Source organism: Hazenella coriacea (assembly GCF_004341825.1).
GTDB classification, from domain to species: Bacteria; Bacillota; Bacilli; order Thermoactinomycetales; family Thermoactinomycetaceae; genus Hazenella; species Hazenella coriacea.
The window spans coordinates 206,057-227,432 of record NZ_SMAG01000001.1 but is presented as its reverse complement, the minus strand read 5'-3'; the positions used below and the strand labels follow the sequence as shown (position 1 = coordinate 227,432).

General features: G+C 39.8%; 20 protein-coding genes and 1 riboswitch. Of the genes, 14 read left to right on the top strand and 6 right to left on the bottom strand.

The window, feature by feature from the left end:
• Positions 1-38 precede the first annotated feature (38 nt).
• The 3 genes from EDD58_RS01095 to EDD58_RS01085 form a co-directional block, all read right to left on the bottom strand.
• Positions 39-365 (bottom strand): AzlD domain-containing protein, encoded by a 327-nt coding sequence (locus tag EDD58_RS01095; protein WP_131922996.1) that lies wholly within the window; start codon positions 363-365, stop codon positions 39-41.
• Positions 356-1,093 (bottom strand): AzlC family ABC transporter permease, encoded by a 738-nt coding sequence (locus EDD58_RS01090; RefSeq protein WP_131922995.1) that lies wholly within the window; start codon positions 1,091-1,093, stop codon positions 356-358. The genes EDD58_RS01095 and EDD58_RS01090 overlap by 10 nt, the downstream gene beginning before the upstream one ends.
• A 128-nt stretch (positions 1,094-1,221) precedes the next feature.
• On the bottom strand, positions 1,222-2,037 hold the full coding sequence (locus EDD58_RS01085) for a TrmB family transcriptional regulator (protein ID WP_131922994.1): 816 nt from the start codon (positions 2,035-2,037) through the stop codon (positions 1,222-1,224).
• Between the two features lie 191 nt (positions 2,038-2,228).
• On the opposite strand from EDD58_RS01085, the gene EDD58_RS01080 reads away from it, so the two are divergent.
• Both EDD58_RS01080 and EDD58_RS15205 read left to right on the top strand, forming a co-directional pair.
• The gene (locus EDD58_RS01080) at positions 2,229-4,481 is read left to right on the top strand and encodes a thermonuclease family protein (RefSeq protein ID WP_131922993.1); all 2,253 of its coding nucleotides are present in this window, start codon (positions 2,229-2,231) and stop codon (positions 4,479-4,481) included.
• 413 nt (positions 4,482-4,894) lie between these two features.
• Entirely contained in the window at positions 4,895-5,740 is an 846-nt protein-coding gene (locus EDD58_RS15205; RefSeq protein WP_165875733.1) for a M23 family metallopeptidase, read from the top strand.
• A 107-nt stretch (positions 5,741-5,847) separates the two neighbouring features.
• On the opposite strand, the gene EDD58_RS01070 is transcribed toward EDD58_RS15205, so the two are convergent.
• Positions 5,848-6,918, bottom strand: coding sequence for an acyl-CoA dehydrogenase family protein (locus EDD58_RS01070; RefSeq protein ID WP_131922991.1), 1,071 nt, complete (start codon positions 6,916-6,918; stop codon positions 5,848-5,850).
• 337 nt (positions 6,919-7,255) lie between these two features.
• On the opposite strand from EDD58_RS01070, the gene EDD58_RS01065 reads away from it, so the two are divergent.
• The 9 genes from EDD58_RS01065 (at position 7,256) to ribH (ending at position 15,843) form a co-directional block, all read left to right on the top strand.
• Positions 7,256-8,260: an AAA family ATPase gene (locus EDD58_RS01065; RefSeq protein ID WP_131922990.1), complete on the top strand. Its 1,005-nt coding sequence runs from the start codon at positions 7,256-7,258 to the stop codon at positions 8,258-8,260.
• Positions 8,261-8,456: 196 nt separating this feature from the next.
• The gene (locus EDD58_RS01060) at positions 8,457-9,359 is read left to right on the top strand and encodes an ABC transporter ATP-binding protein (RefSeq protein ID WP_131922989.1); all 903 of its coding nucleotides are present in this window, start codon (positions 8,457-8,459) and stop codon (positions 9,357-9,359) included.
• 1 nt (position 9,360) lies between these two features.
• Entirely contained in the window at positions 9,361-10,098 is a 738-nt protein-coding gene (locus EDD58_RS01055; RefSeq protein WP_131922988.1) for an ABC transporter permease, read from the top strand.
• Positions 10,099-10,109: 11 nt separating this feature from the next.
• Positions 10,110-11,234 (top strand): sensor histidine kinase, encoded by a 1,125-nt coding sequence (locus tag EDD58_RS01050; RefSeq protein ID WP_131922987.1) that lies wholly within the window; start codon positions 10,110-10,112, stop codon positions 11,232-11,234.
• Positions 11,231-11,833: a response regulator transcription factor gene (locus EDD58_RS01045; protein ID WP_131922986.1), complete on the top strand. Its 603-nt coding sequence runs from the start codon at positions 11,231-11,233 to the stop codon at positions 11,831-11,833. The genes EDD58_RS01050 and EDD58_RS01045 overlap by 4 nt, the downstream gene beginning before the upstream one ends.
• Positions 11,834-12,011: 178 nt before the next feature.
• Positions 12,012-12,154, top strand: a riboswitch (FMN riboswitch).
• Between the two features lie 177 nt (positions 12,155-12,331).
• Positions 12,332-13,417 (top strand): bifunctional diaminohydroxyphosphoribosylaminopyrimidine deaminase/5-amino-6-(5-phosphoribosylamino)uracil reductase RibD, encoded by a 1,086-nt coding sequence (gene ribD / locus EDD58_RS01040; RefSeq protein WP_131922985.1) that lies wholly within the window; start codon positions 12,332-12,334, stop codon positions 13,415-13,417.
• A 45-nt stretch (positions 13,418-13,462) separates the two neighbouring features.
• Complete coding sequence (gene ribE, locus EDD58_RS01035) at positions 13,463-14,104, top strand: riboflavin synthase (protein WP_131922984.1); 642 nt, start codon at positions 13,463-13,465, stop codon at positions 14,102-14,104.
• Positions 14,091-15,320 carry a bifunctional 3,4-dihydroxy-2-butanone-4-phosphate synthase/GTP cyclohydrolase II gene (locus EDD58_RS01030; protein WP_131922983.1) on the top strand — a complete coding sequence of 410 codons (1,230 nt, stop codon included), beginning with the start codon at positions 14,091-14,093 and terminating at the stop codon, positions 15,318-15,320. The genes ribE and EDD58_RS01030 overlap by 14 nt, the downstream gene beginning before the upstream one ends.
• Before the next feature lie 55 nt (positions 15,321-15,375).
• On the top strand, positions 15,376-15,843 hold the full coding sequence (gene ribH / locus EDD58_RS01025) for a 6,7-dimethyl-8-ribityllumazine synthase (protein ID WP_131922982.1): 468 nt from the start codon (positions 15,376-15,378) through the stop codon (positions 15,841-15,843).
• A 276-nt stretch (positions 15,844-16,119) separates the two neighbouring features.
• Here ribH and EDD58_RS01020 read toward each other — a convergent pair whose 3' ends face one another.
• Positions 16,120-16,542: a DUF1259 domain-containing protein gene (locus EDD58_RS01020; protein ID WP_131922981.1), complete on the bottom strand. Its 423-nt coding sequence runs from the start codon at positions 16,540-16,542 to the stop codon at positions 16,120-16,122.
• A 267-nt stretch (positions 16,543-16,809) separates the two neighbouring features.
• On the bottom strand, positions 16,810-18,321 hold the full coding sequence (locus EDD58_RS01015; RefSeq protein ID WP_131922980.1) for a class I adenylate-forming enzyme family protein: 1,512 nt from the start codon (positions 18,319-18,321) through the stop codon (positions 16,810-16,812).
• Between the two features lie 410 nt (positions 18,322-18,731).
• On the opposite strand from EDD58_RS01015, the gene EDD58_RS01010 reads away from it, so the two are divergent.
• The 3 genes from EDD58_RS01010 to EDD58_RS01000 all read left to right on the top strand — a co-directional run bounded on the left by EDD58_RS01010 (position 18,732) and on the right by EDD58_RS01000 (position 21,294).
• The gene (locus tag EDD58_RS01010; RefSeq protein WP_131922979.1) at positions 18,732-19,946 is read left to right on the top strand and encodes a GTP-binding protein; all 1,215 of its coding nucleotides are present in this window, start codon (positions 18,732-18,734) and stop codon (positions 19,944-19,946) included.
• Between the two features lie 108 nt (positions 19,947-20,054).
• Positions 20,055-20,996, top strand: coding sequence for a CobW family GTP-binding protein (locus tag EDD58_RS01005; RefSeq protein ID WP_165875732.1), 942 nt, complete (start codon positions 20,055-20,057; stop codon positions 20,994-20,996).
• Positions 20,997-21,096: 100 nt separating this feature from the next.
• Positions 21,097-21,294, top strand: coding sequence for a hypothetical protein (locus EDD58_RS01000; protein ID WP_131922977.1), 198 nt, complete (start codon positions 21,097-21,099; stop codon positions 21,292-21,294).
• Positions 21,295-21,376: the final 82 nt, after the last annotated feature.

The window sequence follows — 21,376 nt, the reverse complement described above, 5'->3', positions numbered from 1 at the left end:
GGCTTCCTCTTTGATGTAGAAAGATCAAATGATTCCTTTTAAAACAGAAAACGCAAAAGCATCATGGACACGACACCAACCATAACAGTGGCTAGCAAACTTCTTGTAAAGACTGCGATCAGGATTGTGGGGATGGCAGCTACAAGTCGGAGGTTTCCAGAAAAATAGGTGAATTCTTGGTTGGGTATTAATAACTCTTGTGCTAAAAGTGCAGCCATAATCGCCACTGGAATATGTTTGAGCCAGCTGATAATCCAGTTAGGCAAATGAATTTTACTTAATACGACCAAGGGAAAGACACGTGGAACGAAGGTGACCATGGCTCCACCGAAGATCATGAGTAAAATATCTAGCCTTATTTCCATTTTTCGATCACCACCCCTAAACATGCAGCCAATAAGGTAGCTACAATGAGATCTAACCCTTTAGAAAGCATAAAACTAGCTAGGATTGTTAAAATGATTGCACTGATGGCTATAAAAAAATCCAGAACTATTTTGGGGCTATCTACAAATTGTAAGACCAGTAAGCCAATAAACATCGCTGGTAAAGCAAAATCAAGTCCAAAGGAACTCGGATCTTGAATCCATTGACCTAAGTATGCTCCTGCTAAATTAGCAAATAACCAATTAAGATAAGCTGTGATATTTAAACCAAGCATCCAACTGTAGCTGGCTTCATTTCGTTTTGAGAGACGATTCGCTGCGACACCAAACGTTTCATCTGTTAACAAGAATCCATTCACGATATTTTGTAGTGTTGACATTTTTCTGAAATAGGGGGCTAAAGCCGCACTTAAAAGTAAATATCTTAGATTTACAATAAATATGGTAACAATTATAGATAACAATGGAGCCCCTGCTACGAACATGCCAGCAGCTATAAATTGAGCGGATCCCGCGTACAAAAGTGTGGACATCAGTGCAATTTCCATCATACTTAATCCTGCTGTTGCCTGAACGACTCCAGCTGCAAATCCGATACTTAAATAACCTAAAACCGTAGGTAAACAGTCTTTAACTCCTTGGAAAAAGTGATCTTCACCTTTCCACCGATCCAGATAGGAGTTGACTTTGACTTGATTTTTATCCATTCCCTTTAATCTCCTCCCAATAGTAATATTTCTCCCTAGATTTGCCACTGAACATTCCCCCAGATTAGGTGGGGGATGAAATAGATGTTATCAACCTAACTACTATAAAAGCGATAAGAAAATACGGTTCATTTCAACATGAACCGCTTTCCTGTTACCACTTGAATTAAATCTTGTTTATTGCGCCATAAAGCATCTAGTTTGTCGGAGCCAAATTCTTTGGTGATTTCTTCGATCATGATGTCATGTCTAATATATTCTGTGGCTACTAGCACCAAAGCAGGATCTTTAGTTTTTACTGCCCATGTTGTGTGATGGTTATCGAAGTTTGCGATTAGAACCTCTTCATGATCACGAGACACTACCGTTAAATGCCCACCCATACGTTCTTCGACTACTTCTGGAGGCATGTAGTTATGATGATAGGTGGAGCCAAGCTGTACGTCGGGTGCCCCAAAAAGGATTGTAAATACTTGTTTACCATTTTTGACTTGTTGCTCCACTGGTTCTCGGATCAAAGGGGCTTGTCTTTCCCAAATAGACAACCATAATTCATTTTTGGCTTTGCGGATCAGGTTTTGCATTTCGTTAATGACTAATTGCTCATTATGAATTCGCCAAATGACATCAATCTCTGGTTCTGTTCCCAACATAGATAATTCTTTTTCAAGAAAGTCAAACGAATCTTCAAATGTTTGGCGTAATCGAGCAATTAAGTCTTTAGCAGGGACAGGTAAATATTTTACTGGATCTGATGGGACCGTATAGATGGCTCCTTTGTCTAATAACTTACCTAACACTTCATAGATCATGGAGCGTGGTACACCTGTCCGTTTACTTACTTCATATCCTGTTACAGGTGAATGTTTTAAAAGACCTACATAAGCTTTGCATTCATACTGCGAAAAACCTAACCGTTGTAATTCCTTATAAATGTTGTCCATGTAACACTCCATTTTAGTAGTTATTCTTTTAACTACTATTAGAAATTAACATGGGTCTCTTGTCAATAAGGAACATACCAGAAAATATTTAATTTAAATCATACAATATTTGAAAAAGTCATATATCGTTTTTAAAAAAGTAGAGTTATAATTAATAACGCATATATTTCAAAAAAATTAGGAGGAATATCATGCTCCAATTACGAGTGAGAAAACTAATCCCTATTTTTCTGATCTGTCTGCTATTTTTCTCTTGTGTAGGCATCACTCAGGGAGTATCTGCTGAAGTAGGATCAGCTAGTACTCTCTCCATTGCTCAAGCGAAACTGAAAATAGGGCAGACCGTCACTGTGGAAGGTGTTGTTCTTGCTGACAACTCAGCCATTGGGGGTGGAAAGTTGTCTACATTTATTCAAGACGCAACAGGTGGAATCAATCTATTTGCCATAAGCCCCACTAACTATCCTCAATTAAAAGAAGGCGATCAAGTAAGAGTCACAGGCAATATTACTGAATATAAAGGTTTGACAGAAATCACTCCAGGAACAGTTGAAGTATTGGCTAACCAACAACCTTTGCCAACACCTCAGAAGATTCAACTTTCGGATTTAAAAGATGCTAAGAAAGCAGAACCACTAGAAGGTTCACTTGTCCAATTAACTGGATTTATACAAAATATTCCTTCTGCACCAGCGGGTGGCGGATACAACATCTCACTCATCGATGCTGACTTCCAAGAGACTACGTTACGTGTGATGGAAGGGTCTATGGATGTATCTCAGTTACAAAAAGGGAAATGGTATGAAATTACTGCAATTCTTAGTCAATATACATCGTATCAGTTAATTCCCCGTAAAGATAAGGATCTGTCTCTACTAAGTAACCAACCAGCTCCCCCTTCCGCAGAGGGACTCTATCCATCTGTGGTATCTAGTGTGGTGGATGGTGATACGATTCACCTGAGCAAACCCGTTCTGGGGACAACGAAAGTTCGTTTTGTTAATATGGATACAGCTGAAACCTATGCAGCACACAACAAAGATCCAAACCGTGCGACGATTAATCGCAACCAAAAGGAGTTTGGAGAAAAGGCTAAATCATATATCAACACATTGATAAAACCCGGAGATGAAGTACTCATCAAGGTTGGACCTGAACCGACAGATAATTATGGTCGCTTACTTGGGCAAGTGATTCGTAAATCAGACCAAGTCAATATCAACCTTGAAATGGTGAAGCAAGGGCATGCAGTTACTTACTTTATTTGGCCGATTGATGAAGAGGACTATCCTAAGTATCAAGAAGCTGTCAAGTCAGCGAAAGAAGCAAAATTGGGAATTTGGAATCCTGAAAATCCATTATTGGAACTTCCTTTCCTCTTCCGTGCAAATGATGACAAGAAAGGGTTAAGTAAGTATGTAGGGAATTCTGATACAAAAACTTATGTCAAACCTGAAGAATGGGAAAAGGTTCCGGTCGATAAGCGTATTTTCTTCTGGGATGAAGCTACTGCACAACAAGCGGGCTATACCGATGGTCAATTGAACTCTGTAACTCTTGCTGAAGCTCGTCAAGTATCTGTGGGTACTGAAGTAATGGTAGAGGGAGTAGTTACCTCCCCGGTCGGAGCATGGGGAAGTAAAGGGTTTTATATTCAGGATTCATCTTCTGGTGCTTATGTGCACCAAAAGGATTTAGATGTAGTCATTGGTGATGTTGTCCAGATCGTCGCTAAAACGGCTGTATTTAATGGAGAATTTCAATTAACAAATATTAGTGGAATCCAAGTAACTGGGAAATCTGATGTCCCAACACCATTAGTGGTTCGTCCAAACGAAGTAGGCCTCAGTAATGAAGGACAACTCGTTCAATTAAAAGGAGTTGTCATCGAAAACCTTAAGCAAGTCAATACACAAGGAACGTTTGAATTTGATGCTACTGTAAAGGCGACAGGTGAATCGGTGAAAGTTCGGATTGATCATCGGACAGGTCTTACATTTGACAAATTTGCTTATCAAAATGGAGATATGATCGAGTTGACTGGGGTTTCTAGTCAATTTCAAGGTGTCTCCCAAGTGAAACCACGCATGACATCTGATATTCAGGAACTCCAACTACTTAGTGATTATTTAGCAGGTAAAAAGGAGCTTCAGATAGTTTCCCAAGACTTGATCAAACTTGTCACAGTAGATGGACTAGAAGCAAAGCAAGTCAGTCGTTTGTTAGAAAAACAATTAACTCAAGCGATTGGTAAAGATCCTAAAACTAATCTACAGATCAAAATCTCAGTCAAACAGATTCAAGTTTCTCTAGAGGTGATGGAGAAAAAGTTGCAAAAAGCTTCAAAGCATAGTGAAACGACGTTGAAAATCACTGAATCTCTCATCACTCAAACTTTAGAACATCTTTTTAAAAAGGCAGAAAAACAGCAACTTATTTCATAATAAATCTAGACTTAAGAAAAGACACCTCAGCCAAGAAACATGCAGGGTGTCTTTTCTTAATGATGAATGAATTAGCACCAATCCGGTGTTTACGGACAATTTCTATATGCCAAAGACTTTATTTCCTGCTTGTCCGATAATTGGAAATGATATAAACTAAGCGTGGTTATTCTTTTCCATTACTTCTTAGTTCAAGGAAGCCTTTTATAATCGGAACTGATTCTCTTGCTCAATGGATGTAAACAGTTTCGCATAGCTGTAAAAGTTTGAGATTATCTTGGAAGCAATGCTTATTTACAAGAAAAGTATCTTTATAAAGGAAAATAGCATATCCAACGAATCGTCATGAGTTGGATGTTTGAATATGGATCTATCGATGGTGAATGAAAAACAGTCCTAGGGAGGCAGCTTTCTTGCGCAAATTGGTAGTTTTTAGTTTATTACTCACTTTCCTTGGAGTGGGTCTCTACTGGGCTTATTTAACTTATCCACTGCATGAAGTTCAAGATTTTCGAGTGCCCGGAAAACTGGCACCTGTCTATGTGAAGGTAGCTGAACAATCTGGGATCCCTTGGACTATTCTTGTAGCGATGGATGAAGTGACGAACCAATACGAAAAAGCAACTCCACAAACCATAAAGAAACAGGCTGATCAACTTCAACAAGAATTAGCTGGAAAAGAGCCAACAACACGCCATTTGACACAGGTTCTTTCACAAATCTATTCACAAGAACAGGTCACACAAATCATCGAACTTGCAGATCTTTATGCTTGGGAAGCGGGAGCTCTAGGAGAACCTTATGCTTTTCCGTTTCATACGGAAGATCGAGACAAGGTTACTTATGCCGACGGTTGGGGAGATGGTAGGGAGTATGGTGGAAAAAGAAAACATGAAGGCACAGATCTTATGGCTCCGAAAGGAACACCGATCCTTTCTGTAGGAGATGGAGAAGTAGTTCGTAAAGGATGGAATCGTCTAGGCGGTTGGCGGCTTCAGATTCAAGATCGTGAACATCCCCATATCTATTACTATTACGCTCATATGAGTCAATACGCTGATCAGATCGAAGAGGGCACTGTGGTGAAAAAGGGGCAAATCATTGGTTTCGTCGGGGATAGTGGATATGGACCTGAGGGGACTACAGGTCAATTCGCTCCACACCTACACCTAGGGATTTATGTGAAAGGTTGGCCTGTCATCAAAGAAGCGATCAATCCGTTTCCTTTTCTAAAAGTATGGGAGGAGAATAATAAATAGGTTGTGTTGGTTCTTCGTGAAGAGACGCTAGATATTCCACCTGAATGAAGTATGAAGAAGGGATTTCTTCTATATAAAAGGAATCCCTTCTTTGTGTTTAAAATCGTCTATTTTTCCACTTCGTAAAATGGAGTCAACACGACATGTTGACAGGCGGTATGTAGATCTCGCCATATTCGGTTGATGGATGTATGTTCCATCACAGCTCCCATCCCCAAATAAGGCAACAGAGAATCAGTACTAGATAAAGCTACTCGTGCTGTTTCCTTGCATTGGTAACTGATCTGATCCAGTTCCTCCTCAGAAAGTGGTGGTAGCTGGATATGCTTGTCCCAAGAAGTATCAATGATCTTGTAGAAATCCTCTACAGATCGGGTGAATACTTGTTCCAGTTGTTTCTTCTTTTGATTCACAAACTCCCACCGATCCGTTTCCCACTTGTTTTTACACTCATTTAAAATAAGCTGTGCTTCTTCAAAAAAGTGCTTACCGATTCCGATACTCACTGCGGCAAAAGAGGCTGCAGCAAACGGAATAAAGGGATATTGAAAAACAGGGTGATTGTAGTAAGAATTGGGCTCGGTAAGGTCGAATGTCATAGAATCAGGGACAAAAATATCTTCCACCTGAATCGAATGACTACCTGTAGCTTTTAAACCAAAGGCACTCCAGTCTTCAATGATTTTGACTTGATCAGGTAAAAAAATAAAGGAACGGATCGATTGTTGTTTCGGTTTGTCTGCTAGTTCAATCAAACAGTTAGCTGTAAAAAAGGTAGCATGTGGAGCACCGCTACAATATCTCCATTGTCCGCTCACCTGATACCCACCATTTACTCGCTTGGCAACTCCTGATGGAGTTCCGCTACCAGCAATCACTGCCTTTGGGTTTGAAAATAGATTTGTACACACAGACAGATCGATCAAAGCAGAGAAAAATCCACCTCCTGAGCCAATGGTAACTGTCCACCCCAAATTACCATCCACCTTAGAGGCATCAGCAAATAACCGTAAAGCTTCTGGAAGAGGAGTCATTCTTCCCCCAAGCTCTTCGGGGACAAATAATTTAAACAGCTTCTGTTCGTAAATAAAGTCCAATATTTGGTGAGAGATCACACCTGTTTGATCCATCTGATTCGATTGTTCTCTGATTTTTGCTGTGACTTCTTGACTAAACATTTCTAGAAGAATCCCCCTTTAATTGATCCATCAAAGATAACCTCTCTTGTCCAATATACCAAGAATGGTTGAATCTTGTTAAATAATTGGTTGAATGTGACAGTATTCAAGCATTTAAATGTTAGGAGTCGATGTTTCGTGCAAAATGTTTGTGCCAATTCTTAGCGGAACCCTTCGATTTTTTACATGATTTTAGTGTTTCCAAAACATTGAACCAAAGTAAAGGGATATAAAATGAAGAAGGAAGAAGATCTGTACAAGTCGTTTAAAAGCTGATATTATATTTAACTTGGTTGAATATCTACATAATAGGTGAAAAGCAGGGAGTGGCTTAACGATGAAAAGAGGTTTGGTAATCGGAAAGTTTATGCCCATGCATCAAGGACATGTTACATTACTCGAACATGCAAGTAGCCATTGCGATCTATTAACGATTGTCGTCTGTTCGATGGATGAAGAACCGATTTCGGGCGAACAACGAGTGACTTGGATCCGTCAGCAGTGTCCGCATGCTCGTATTCAATGGTTACATCGAGAGATGCCGCAAGAGCCGCAGGATGAACACGACGATCGATTTTGGGATATTTGGCGAAAAGAGCTCAAACATCTCCATCCCGAAAAAGTACACCGTGTCTTTGGTTCAGAGCCTTATATCCTCCGCTTGGCGGAAGAGATGGATGGGGCTGAGCCCTGTATTTTTGACATCAAACGGGAGCAGGTACCAATCTCAGGAAGCGCGATTCGCCGAAGCCCTTATGATTACTGGGAATTTATCCCCAAGATTGTTCGGCCTTACTATGTGAAGAGAGTCTTAATCACGGGACCTGAATCTTGTGGTAAAACAACACTTGCTCAACGCTTGGCAGAGATTTGGAATACGACCTGGACTCCTGAATATGCGAGGGAATACATTGATATTGAACTAAATCAGGTTATGGATCACCTTACTCCTGAGGATTTAACTGTTATCGCCAAGCGTCACTATGAACAAGAGCATTATGCTTGGTTGAATGGGCACCATGTCACCTTTAGCGATACCTGTGCCATTGAAACAGAAGTTTACGCCAACGAATTTTTTGGTCATGTTGACCCATTTATCAAGTCTCTGATTCAACCAGAGCGCTATCATCTTGCTCTTCTGATGAAGCCAGACATTCCGTGGGAAGCAGATCCACAACGAAACTTGGAAGACCGCAGGCAAGAATTTTATGGAAAATTCAAAGAGAAACTTGAAGAGTATAGGATTCCATATGTTGAAGTGGGTGGGCTTTGGGAAGAACGAATCGGAAACGCATCTGTGCAGATTCATCAGTTAATGCGCGAGATAAATAGTTGTGAGTAAGATAAAGTATAGGTGATGAGGAAAAGTTTATACATATATAGTTTTTAAGTTAAACAAAGACCTACTTCTTCAATGAGGTAGGTCTTTCTATTGGTTCAGCAAATGATGACATTTGTCATTTTTTTTTATGGCATTCTCTACTAAACCAGAATTCATCAGGATCATATACTAATTGATATATACGGAGGTGCTGAAGATGACAGAGGTAATAAAGGTAGAAAACGTGTCAAAGTCCTTTCAAGATAAAAAGGCAGTTGATCGTGTTTCATTCACCATTTATTCAGGAGAGATTGTAGCGATCCTCGGTCCGAATGGTGCTGGAAAGACAACTACCATTTCGATGATTTTGGGGCTTTTAAATCCTTCGCATGGAAAGATTCATGTATTTAGTCGCGAACCTAAGGAGCGAAGTGTTCGGGAAAAGTTAGGAACCATGCTTCAGGATGTCAATGTGATGCATGGTTTAAAAGTGAACGAATTATTAGATTTAGTTCGTCACTATTATCCAGATCCTCTTTCATTAGAGGAGTTGATCTCTTTGACGGCATTAAATGAACAAGATTTGAAAACACGAGTGGAAAAGCTTTCTGGTGGTCAAAAGCGGCGGTTGAGCTTTGCGTTAGCGCTTGCGGGAAATCCAGACTTGCTGGTTTTAGATGAACCTACAGTGGGTATGGACTTAAATTCACGAAAGCGCTTTTGGGAAACGATTCAACAATTGACGGAGCATGGAAAGACGATTATTTTTTCTACCCACTATTTACAAGAAGCCGATGACATTGCCAATCGAATTCTTTTATTCAAGGAAGGCAACATCATTGCTGACGGAGCACCAGCAGAAATCAAATCTAATTTTTTAACACGGACTGTCTCTTTTCAAGCAGATTCTGATCATCTGTTAACTCAGCTGAAAGGATGGTCTGAGATTAAAAATGTAACGCAAAAAAATGGTCGATTTTACATTGAAACCAATAATTCAGATGCGATCTTAGAACGGTTATTTAATGAAAAAACGGGTGCCTATGATATTCAAATTGAGCAGGGAAGATTAGAGGCGGCATTTGAACAACTGACTAATAATCAACAGGGGGTTATTTAATATGAAAGTGTTGTTCATGCAATGTAAAGCTGAAATAATCAGAGTCTTGCGTAATCCATATTTTGTTTTTTGGTCCCTCTTGATGCCGATCTTTTTTTACTTTATCTTTACCAAGGTAGTCAATACAAATGCACCTGATCAAGCTCTCTGGCAAGCACATTATTTAATGTCGATGACTTCTTTTAGCGTGATGGGGTCTTCGATTATGACACTAGGCCTTCGTATGGTGCAAGAGAGATCACTCGGTTGGTCCACCTATATGCGAGTCACCCCTCTTTCAAATACGATCTATTTTATTGCACAAATGGTAGGGCAAACATTGATTCATATAATGTCTATTTTGGTGATTTTTACAGCGGGTGCACTGATTAATGGTGTATCACTCAACTTTTCACAATGGTTACTTAGTGGGTTGTGGATTTTAATCGGTTCTATACCGTTTCTAGCATTAGGAACTCTTTTTGGAACCATGAAAAAGGTGGAGACAGCAGCTGCAGTCAGTAATGTGTTGTATATGATGTTAGCTGTGGCGGGTGGCATGTGGATGCCATTAGAAATTATGCCTAAAATTATGCAAAATATTGGTGAATGGTTACCTTCTTATCATTATGGTAGTGGGGCTTGGGAAATTGTACGTGGACATTTTCCTAGTTGGAAAAGTGTTCTGATTTTATTCTCTTATTCCATCTTATTCATGGTAGTATCGAACTATATTAGAAGAAAACAAGAAGCGGTGTGATTAATGAAAAGATGAACATTCGGATATTCCCTGAGAGATTTGGGGCATTGCCTTACGTATTTCTAGTCTATTTATTTATGCCAGCTTATATTTTGGTGAGTCCGATCAATGTCAAGAATGGGATCGGTCTTGGTATACTTTTCATGTTTCTTGTTACCTACCGCCAATTATATTTCTCCATGGGAAAACAAGCCTATTCCTATTGGTTAGCGGTTCAAATGTTGATCGTATTCATTTTTGGTTTTTTTTATCAACCTAATATGCTATTTATGGGCTTTTTTCCGGCAAACTTTATCGGTTGGTATGGGAGTGATGAGTCAGAAAAGAGGAAATTTAAAATCGCCTTTGTCTGTCTTGTCTTGATCGAACTGATTCCATTGATTAGATGGGGGGTATTCTCCTCACCATTTACATATATTTATTTTTTTCCATTTCTTCTGATCATGTTCATGTCTCCATTTGGTATTCGCTCGATGAACAAGCGGATGGAACTTGAGGAGAAATTAGATCAAGCGAATGAGCAAATTAAAGTGCTTGTGAAGCGAGAAGAGAGAGTGCGAATCGCTCGGGACTTGCATGATACGTTGGGTCATACGTTATCGCTCATTACATTAAAAAGTCAGTTAGTTGAAAAATTAATTTCTCGTGATACGAATCGGGCTGAGATCGAAGCCAAAGAAATCGAACGAATCTCACGAACTGCTCTAAAACAAGTACGCGAGCTGGTATCTAATATGCGTGCGATTACGATTGCTGAGGAATTGATTCAGATCCAAGAGATTTTAAAAGCAGCTAATATCACTTATAACTATAAAGGGGAAAGCGATCTGTCAGAGATCCCCCCTTTAACTCAAAATATTATTGGTATGTGTTTGCGTGAGGCTATTACCAATGTCGTCAAACATAGTCAAGCGAAAAATTGTACAGTCACAATCCTCCTATCCAAGGATCACATACATGTGGAAGTGAAGGATGATGGAATTGGGATTGGTGACAGGGGTTTGTATAGTAATGGCTTAAAAGGCATCAGTGAACGATTAGCATTTATTGATGGAACATGTAAACTCTCGAATCAAAATGGGACTTTGTTAGCGATTATGATCCCTATTGTTCAGAAAGAGGGTGCCTTTATATGATTCGAATATTTATCGCAGAAGATCAACGAATGCTACTTGGAGCACTGGGTGCTCTGCTCGATCTAGAAAAAGATATGGAAATCGTCGGACAGGCCATCAACGGGCAAGAGGCACTTGATTCCATTAAAAAATTACAACCGGATCTATGTCTGATGGATATTGAAATGCCACTTAAAAATGGGTTAGAAGTAGCAGAGGAATTGAAAGAAATCCTGCCTGAGTGTAAAGTTATCATTTTAACAACTTTTGCACGTCCGGGTTATTTTGAACGGGCGATTAAAATTGGCGTACAGGGCTACTTATTAAAAGATGGTTCAATTGAGGAACTGGCAGCAGCGATTCGCCAAGTCATGAAAGGGAAGCGTGCATTCTGTCCTGAGTTAATGTTTGATATTATTCACGATGAAAACCCATTAACTTCACGTGAACAAGAGATCTTATCTATTGCTGCTGAAGGTAAAACAACAAAGGAAATTGCAAAGCAACTTTTTCTGTCTTCGGGTACTGTTCGGAATTATATGTCTGAGATTATCCAAAAACTCGAGGCGAAAAATCGGATCGAGGCGATTAGTACAGCGAAAGAAAAGGGCTGGATTTAATTCGATAACGATCTAGATCGATTCAACTCGACAATGCTTTGGCGTTCAGTTATACTCAACTTAAAATAGGTCTTCATCATAGAGCATAGATCGTTTTCTTCAAAAATGATCTACGGGTATAGGAAAAGTTCTTCTCTTATTACCCTTTAGATGATGAGCCTAAATAATTGAATATGTGAACATCCTTCGGGGCTGGGTGAAAATCCCGACCGGCGGTGATGGTCAGTGCTTAAGCTTGACCTCAGTCCGTGACCCGCGTAAGCGGTGGATTCGGTGCAACTCCGAAGCCGACAGTGAAAGTCTGGATGGGAGAAGGATGGATTCGGATCTATACCCTTGGCACTTTGTTTTTAAAACAAGCTTGCATAAGGCTTATTTGCGTATGGCTGTTTAAGTTTGGCTAAGGGTACAGTTCAACTTCTTCCTGGAATAACCAAGCCCCGATTAATAAAGATTGGGGCTTTTTTATATGGATGTGAGTGGAGAAAGGAGAGGAAGATGAAAACACACGAAGACTGGATGCTTTTCGCTTGTCAGTTAGCTCAGAGTGCAGAAGGGCAAACTGCACCTAATCCCATGGTGGGTGCAGTTGTTGTAAGAGATGGTTGCTTAGTCGGTTCAGGAGCTCATTTAAAAGCGGGAACCCCCCATGCAGAAGTACATGCTTTAAATATGGCTGGTAAAAATGCAGTGGGAGCAACTATTTATGTCACTTTGGAGCCCTGTAATCATCATGGACGCACTCCACCTTGTACAGAGAGAATCATTGCTAGTGGAATCAAACGAGTGATTGTTGGTTCTCTTGACCCTGATGAGAAGGTAGCTGGGCGTGGGATTGATCAGCTCAAGCAGGCAGGATTGGAAGTCATCGTAGGTGTGCTTGAGGAACGATGTTTCAAGATGAATGAAGCTTATTTTCATCATCGGCGAACAGGGAAACCATGGGTTACTTTAAAAACGGCGACGACCTTAGATGGAAAAATTGCCACAGCCGTTGGTGACAGTCGTTGGATCACTGGAGAGAAGGCACGAGAGAAGGTTCATGAACTCCGACGCAGTTCTGATGCGATTTTGGTCGGAGTTGGGACGGTGTTGGCGGATGATCCTTTGTTAACAACACGTTTAGAAGCAGGCGGGAAGAATCCAATTCGTGTGATTATTGATAGTCAGTTACGTACACCTTTGGATGCAGCGATTACAGATGTGGAAAAAGCAGCGACTTGGATCTATACCACTGACCGACATGATCCTCAGGTTAAACAACAACTCAAAGAGAAAGGTGTTCGAGTTGTATCAACGGGTGCTGGTTCACAGGTGGATTTGGACATTGTTTTACAAGATTTAGGAAAGCAAGGGATCTTGTCATTATTGGTAGAGGGAGGTGGAAGAGTCAATGCTTCTCTTCTTCAAGAGCGAAGGGTGCAAAAAGTAGTCGCTTTTATCGCTCCGAAATTACTTGGTGGTAAGTTGAGTCCTACTTCTGTTGAGGGAGAGAGTCCTTTTTATATGAAAGATGCGATTTCGCTTCGCGACGTAACGATTACACAGATTGGGGAAGACTTTTGTATAGAAGGATTGATTTAGTGCTCTTGCTATTTTTTCAGATGAACTCCGTAAGGGGGAACATAGATGTTTACAGGTTTAGTTGAAGAAGTGGGGAGCATTCGGCACATGCATCGTTCTGGTGAGACGATGAAGTTAACGATTGCTTGTAATCATGTGTTAGAAGGAACACAGGTTGGAGATAGTATAGCCGTTAATGGGATTTGCCTAACTGTTACAGAGCTAGGTAAAGACTATTTTGTGGCTGATGTGATGCCTGAGACTGTCAAACGAACCCATTTAAGGAAACAATCTCCTCGGTCTTTGGTTAATCTGGAGAGAGCAGTGGCGGCGGGGCAACGGATGGGAGGACATTTTGTCCAAGGGCATGTCGATGGTGTGGGTGTAATCCAAAAGCGGCATCCCTATGAAAACGCTGTATTATTTCAGATTCAGGTAGCACAGGAATGGACGAACTTGATGATTGAAAAAGGCTCCATCGCAGTCAATGGGATTAGTTTAACCTTGGTGGATGTGGGTACAGACTTCTTTACTGTTTCGATCATTCCTCATACGTTACAACAAACCCAGTTACAAGTAGCTCGAGTGGGGGATGAAGTAAATATAGAATGTGATCTAATCGGAAAATATTTGGCGAAGTGGATGGGTCCATCTCAATCCGGAACAGGATTAACCCTAACCCAATTGCAACAAAATGGCTTTGCCTAAAGAAAGGGTGAGAGAATTGAGCACGTTTCATCCCATTGAAGAAGCAATTACAGCTTTAAAAAAAGGTGAGATGATCATCGTCGTTGATGATGAAGATCGTGAAAACGAAGGGGACTTGCTTGCATTAGCGGAAAAAGCGACCCCTGATGTGATTAACTTTATGATTACTCACGGCAGAGGACTTGTCTGTTTGCCAATCACAGAAGAGCGAGCGACGCAACTGGAGTTACCTATGATGGTAACCCATAACACAGATCGACACGGGACTGCGTTCACGATCTCGATTGATGGTTTTAATACAACTACAGGAATTTCTGCTTTTGAACGTTCAGCGACGATTCAACAGTTAATCGATCCACAGACAGGGCCGGAAGATTTCCGCCGTCCAGGTCACGTATTCCCTCTCATAGCAAGAGAAGGGGGAGTTCTTCGACGTGCAGGTCATACGGAAGCGGCCGTTGATTTAGCTCGAATTTGTCACTCTTACCCTGCAGCAGTGATCTGTGAAGTGTTAAAAGAAGATGGCACCATGGCACGAGTTCCTGATCTCCATGAGCTTTCTAAACAGTTTAATTTGAAGATGATTACCATCCAAGACTTGATTGAATATCGACGTCGAACAGAGAATTTAGTGGAACGTGTGGTTTCTGTTCAGATGCCTACTGGATACGGAGATTTTCGTATGGTAGGTTACACCAATCAAGTAGATGGTAAAGAACATGTTGCTTTTGTTAAAGGAGAGATTGACTCTAAGGAGCCTGTATGGGTGCGTGTCCACTCAGAATGTTTAACTGGGGATGTCTTTGGTTCGATGCGTTGTGATTGTGGTCCCCAGCTCCATGCTGCCTTACAGAGGATCGAGAAGGAAGGAAGAGGTGTTCTTCTTTATATGCGTCAAGAAGGTCGAGGGATTGGTCTCATCAATAAGTTGAAAGCATACAAGCTACAAGAAGAAGGGTTAGATACCGTTGAAGCCAACCTACAACTGGGTTTCCGTGACGACTTACGCGAATACGGGATTGGAGCTCAAATTCTGCGAGATTTAGGAGTGAGAAAGATGAGACTTCTAACCAATAACCCTCGTAAAATTACGGGACTTAAAGGATACGGACTTGAAGTTGTGGAGGTACTACCACTAGAACTTCCCTTAAACCGAAATAACCGCAAATATATGGAGACGAAAAAAGAAAAGCTAGGGCATTTTCTACATTTATAGAGCTTGTCACACAAAAATTCCTATATAGAGTATTAATAAAAAGGAGAATGGATAGATGGTTAAAACATATGAGGGTCACTTAGTAGCTACTGATTTGAAATTTGGAATTGTTGTCAGTCGTTTTAATGAGTTTATCACAAGCAAATTGCTTGGTGGTGCGATCGATGCATTGAAGCGACATGGTACAAATGAAGAACACATCGAGGTGGCTTGGGTTCCGGGAGCGTTTGAAATTCCTCTCATTGCTGACCAAATGGCTTCCTCTGGAAAGTATGATGCTGTCATTACCTTAGGTACAGTGATTCGTGGATCCACCAGTCATTATGATTATGTTTGTAATGAAGTTGCTAAAGGAGTCTCCGCGGCTAGTTCGAAGCACGGATTGCCTGTGATGTTTGGCGTGATAACAGTGGAAAATATCGAACAAGCGATTGAACGCGCAGGGACCAAAGCAGGCAATAAAGGTTGGGAAGCGGCTGTCGGAGCGATAGAAATGGCAAACTTAGCACGGATGTTTAAGTAGAATGATTTCTATTTAAAAAAGACCCTTTTGTTACTACTATGTAATCATCTAGAAGAGTTCAAAAGGAATATTTTCTAAGAAATTTGTCCCTTATATAATAAAAGGTATATCACCAAATAGGGTGGTGTACCTTTTTTAAAAGGTGGAGATTCGTATTATTTATCAAAAAAACAAAAAGGATAGATAGAGTAGAAAAATTACCTTATCTATCCTTTACTTTCATCTTGTAATTCACAAAAAATGGATTCTAGAATATGATGAAGGGCTGATTCAATCTCAGCCCAGAAAAGCGATAGATTGTTTCGTTTTCATTGCAAAAGTAATGGGGTTTTCTATCGCTTCCCAGTGGATATACATCAAACGGGGTTTTTCAAATAACCAGTGATTATGAAGTGCTGTAACAGTAATTCCACGTTTCTGAAGGTTGGCGATTAACCGGTTGGCTTGACTTTGGAAAGCCGCAGTTTCACCCAAGCAAAGGGCACGTCCAGATTTATCTAACGATTCAAAAGAAAAAAGTTGATAGCGAACTAATGGGGAAAGTGTACGTCTCCCCAAAATAGTTTCGGGTGCTCCTAGCTTATGATCACGACTAACAAAACAAACGGGTCCTTCTTCAATCTCAGATGTTCCACCTAGAATTCGACCAAATTGGTTACAAAGTCTTTTAAATTGTGGACTCGCTTTTACGTTTGCCATTCTATAACCTCCTTTAATAGTTCAATACAAACTATGTTATGTATGAGCAAGAAGAGGTGATTGGATGAATGATTAAGTTTGCATCATTTTAGACTTGGTTATAACTTAGGAGATCAAAAGATGTGTTGAAGGGAAATTGAGAGACTCGGACAGGAGTAGGGGATCAGACAAAACAATGAAGGGAAGTCAGAAATGACTCCCCTTAGTTACTTATTCCCCCCTGTTTGAAAGCAAAGTTTAATAGATGATTTTTGGAAATGAAAAATGTTATTCACTACTTGTTTGCTCTCTTAAAGCAGTTTTGATCACTTTACCCAATGAATTTTTAGGTAACTCATCCATAAAGCGTACCTGAGTTACTTTATAATTCGCTAATTTTTCTTTACAGTAACTTAGAACATCTTCTTCGGTAATCTCTGATCCTTCTTTTTTAACAATACAAGCACAAGGCATTTCGCCCCAGATTTCATTGGGAGTACCGACTAGTGAAACCTCGAGGACATCATCAAGTTCACTAATTACAGCTTCTACTTCTGCGGGATATACTTTTTCACCACCACAGATGATGACATCTTTGTAACGGTCAATTACATACAAAAAACCATCTTCATCTTTTTTTCCGGCATCCCCTGTATAGAACCAACCATCTTGGAGAGCTTTTTTGGTTTCTTCAGCATTGTTCCAATAGCCTTTAAAGACTTGTGGACCTTTAATGATGATTTCACCGATTTCTCCAGCTGGTAATTCTTTTCCGGTATCAGGATCAACGATTTTTATTTTGGCAAACATAACGGGCTTACCGACGGATTGACATTTATCCATCCCCATATAAGGAACCCAACAGGAAATGCCACCTGCTACTTCAGTTGCTCCATAAGCTTGAATGATTGGGTATCCAAAGGATTGATACTGTTCAATTAATTTTAGTGGAACCTTTGTTCCGCCGCTAGAGAAATACTTCAAAGAGCTAAGATCCCGTTCCGTTTTGGCGATCTCAGGGAGTAAATAGATTAAAATTGGGGGTACTCCCATTGTTGAAGTAATTTTTTCTTGTTCGATATACTCTAAGATACGGGAAGAATCAAACTGGGATTTCATGACTAGTGTAATCGCATAGTAAATCATATTCATAATCCCTGTCACACCACTAATATGGAACAGAGGAGTGATTAGGAGAAACCGGTCCGCATAACTAGGATTTGTGAGAAGTGTTCCTCCTGTGCCAGTGGTAAATATATTATGATGACTACACACAACGCCTTTGGGCTTACCGGTTGTTCCAGAAGTATAGACAATGACGGCTGGATCATCTTGATGAAGGTGAACCTCAGGGTTGGTGATGGGTTTGTTGGAGAATAACGCCTCATAAGTGGGATGAGGGTGGATTCCCTTGCATGTTAATATACGGTGAGTCACAAAATACCATTCATTGGAATAGGTAATCGACTGAGAATATTCTTCATCATAAAATAGAACTTTGGGTTTGCTATCTTTCATTAGTTCATGAATCTCGTCTGCTTTTAGTCTCCAGTTTAAAGGCACAAAAATAGCACCAATTTTTAATATTGCCAGCATGATAAAAGCAAAGTGTGGGCTGTTTTTACAGAGAATTGCGACTCGATCTCCTTTTTTAACCCCAATCTCTAATAAGTAGTGTGCAACTTGATTAGATGTTTCATTAAAATCTCGATATGTATATCTTTGATAATCACAGACTAAAGCTTCGAGATTTGGGGAGACATTGGCACGGTTCTCCAGAATTTCTCCAATGATACTCAACGTCTATTCCTCCATTCAAAAAACGCTTCTAAACAGAATTATAAATGACTTTGTAATAGAATCATACAATTATTTATTAAATTTAAAAACATAAAAATGGCCTAATATATATTTATTTATAAATAAACAGCTTTATATAATTAAATATTCATCTGTTCGTAAAATTAAAATATAAAAATCCTGAGATGGGAAGTTTGCTCTCCTCTTTTTTCTGGAGGTGGGAAAAGGGTTAGAAGCATTACTGTTTTTTCATAAAGTAGATTAATTACGATTTACAAACAGGGTGCTCTGCTATGTTTTATTGTTAATTACATATATTATAGCTTTTATTTTACTCCTTCTTATTTACAAATCGTAATCTTTACGATATAAAAGATAAAGATGAATCAATGAAGGAGAGATGTTACTTTATGACAACATGCAAATTACCTGTAACGGTTCTAAGCGGTTATCTTGGAGCAGGGAAGACTACGATCCTTAACCATATCCTGAACAATCGCCAAAATTTAAAGGTAGCTGTGATCGTGAATGACATGAGTGAAATTAATATTGATGCAGATCTTGTTAGTAAAGAGACCAACTTGTCACGGACTGAAGAAAAGCTGGTTGAAATGTCTAATGGCTGTATCTGTTGTACATTGCGTGAAGACTTATTGATCGAAGTGGAGAGGCTTGCTAAGGAAGGACGTTTTGACTATATTTTGATTGAATCTACTGGAATTAGTGAGCCGATTCCTGTGGCACAAACTTTTAGTTATATGGATGAAGAGATGAGGATTGATCTCACTTCCTTATGTCAAATCGATACGATGGTTACGGTTGTTGATGCCTATCGCTTCTGGAAGGATTTTTCCTCAGGCGAGTCTCTTTTAGATCGTAGTGAGGCGCTCGGTGAGAATGATACTCGCGATGTCGTTGATTTACTGATCGACCAAATTGAATTTTGTGATGTTTTAATCCTCAATAAGTGTGACTTGGTTGAACAGGAGGATCTTGACCAACTAGAAAGTATATTAAGAAAGTTGCAACCGTCAGCCAAGATCATTCGAACCTCCCACGGTCAGGTGAATCCCAAAGAAATTTTACATACAGGCTTATTTGACTTTGAAAAAGCGAGTCAATCGGCAGGTTGGATACAAGAATTAGAAAATGAAAGTCATACCCCAGAAACAGATGAATATGGAATCTCTTCTTTAGTCTATTGTCGTCGTCGACCTTTCCATCCTGAACGTCTCATGAAGTATTTTGAAGGGTGGAATGAAGAAGTCGTTCGGGCGAAAGGAATGATTTGGATCGCCACCCGTAATCAAGTCGCTTTTTCGTTTAGCCAAGCGGGTCCCTCGATTCAAGTAGGGATGATGGGATATTGGATTGCTTCTTTATCTAAAGAAGAGCAAGCTGCCATTTTCATAGAGCAACCTGAGTTGAAGGAATTATGGGATGATGTTCATGGTGATCGGATGACTGAACTAGTCTTAATTGGTATCGAGATGGATCAAGAGCAGTTAACCAAGGAACTAGATGAAGTATTGTTAACTGATGAGGAAATGAATCAAGATTGGACTACTTTTAACGATCCACTGCCACGACCATCAGCAGAAGAATCAATTTTAAATGAAGCATAATGGATCGTCCGTCGAGTTCTCATCTATCAATGAGTAGAGATTGACAGGTTGGATCTCCAGTGTTTCATGTGTACAATCAAGTGGAATAGAGTCCATTTTGATTACGAGGTGAAAGTTCGATTGGGGAAACACGTAGATCTATATATATTAAGTGGGTTTTTAGGTAGCGGAAAAACAACTTTATTACAGCGGATTCTGATGGAAGAGAGACAAAGACAACGAAAAGTAGCTGTTCTCATGAATGAACTGGGAGAAATTTCGGTAGATTCAACGATTTTACCTGATGGAGTTCCACTAAAAGAGCTTTTAAATGGATGTATTTGCTGTACGATTCAAGATCAATTGACTCAGCAATTAGTTAGTCTTTGTCAACAACATGAACCTGATGTGATCTATATTGAAGCGACAGGGGTCGCTCATCCATTGGAAGTACTAGAAGCTTGTCTCACTCCATTGATGATCCCATATTTACGAACATGTAAAACAATTTCAACTGTGGACTTGTTGCGTTGGCGAGATCGTGGTCAACATACGATTCCAGTACAACGTCTAATGGAAGATCAAATTCGGTATGCGGATTGGGTAGTAGTGAATAAAATCGATCAACTTCCTGACAAAGAGTTTGACTGGGTAGAACAACAAATGAAGCAACAAAATGAGCATGCAGAGTTTGTTTTTACCAACTACGCCCAATTTGACTTAGCGTTACTATTCGATCAACCTGCACAGTCAGCATCATTTCAACGTGAGCAGATGGAGAAACGAGCCCATGTGCATCAACATCTCCACGTTCGCTCTTTTGCTTATACTTGGGAACAACCGATCCATCGTCAAGCATTTGAAGATTGGTTAAGAAATTCACCAGATCAATTGTATCGTGCCAAGGGATATTTACGCTTTCAAGATGAGCCTCAAAAAACATATCTCTTTCAGTATTCATATGGCATGCCTATTTTTACAGAGGAGTATTTCCGATATCCTTTAACTGTGGTTTTCATTGGCGAACAACTGGATGAACAGGTACTAAAAAGAGAATTAGCTAGTTTATAACGAGAATTTATTTTCCCAACCTTTTTCTTGAAGTGAAAAGAAAAAGGTTTTTTATTTTTGGAATGAAATCTCTCCTTGCGAACATGCATAGGTGGTGGGAGTGTTCTACATACGTGTACCCAAAGAATCTAAAAACGAAATTTTGAAAGAATACCCTGGTCAATCTAGCTTCACAATTAAAGAGACACCCAAACATCTATTCTTAGGCATTTTCCCTGCTAAAGAAGAGATAGAAATGTTCCCTGAAATCAAAGATAAGATTCCCACTGAAGAAGAGGTTAAAAAATGTTTCAGTTGATTCCAAAATAAAAATCATATCTTCAATATAAAGAAACTAGTGCATATTTACTAAGGCACTAGTTTTTTGTATGTTACCTAGC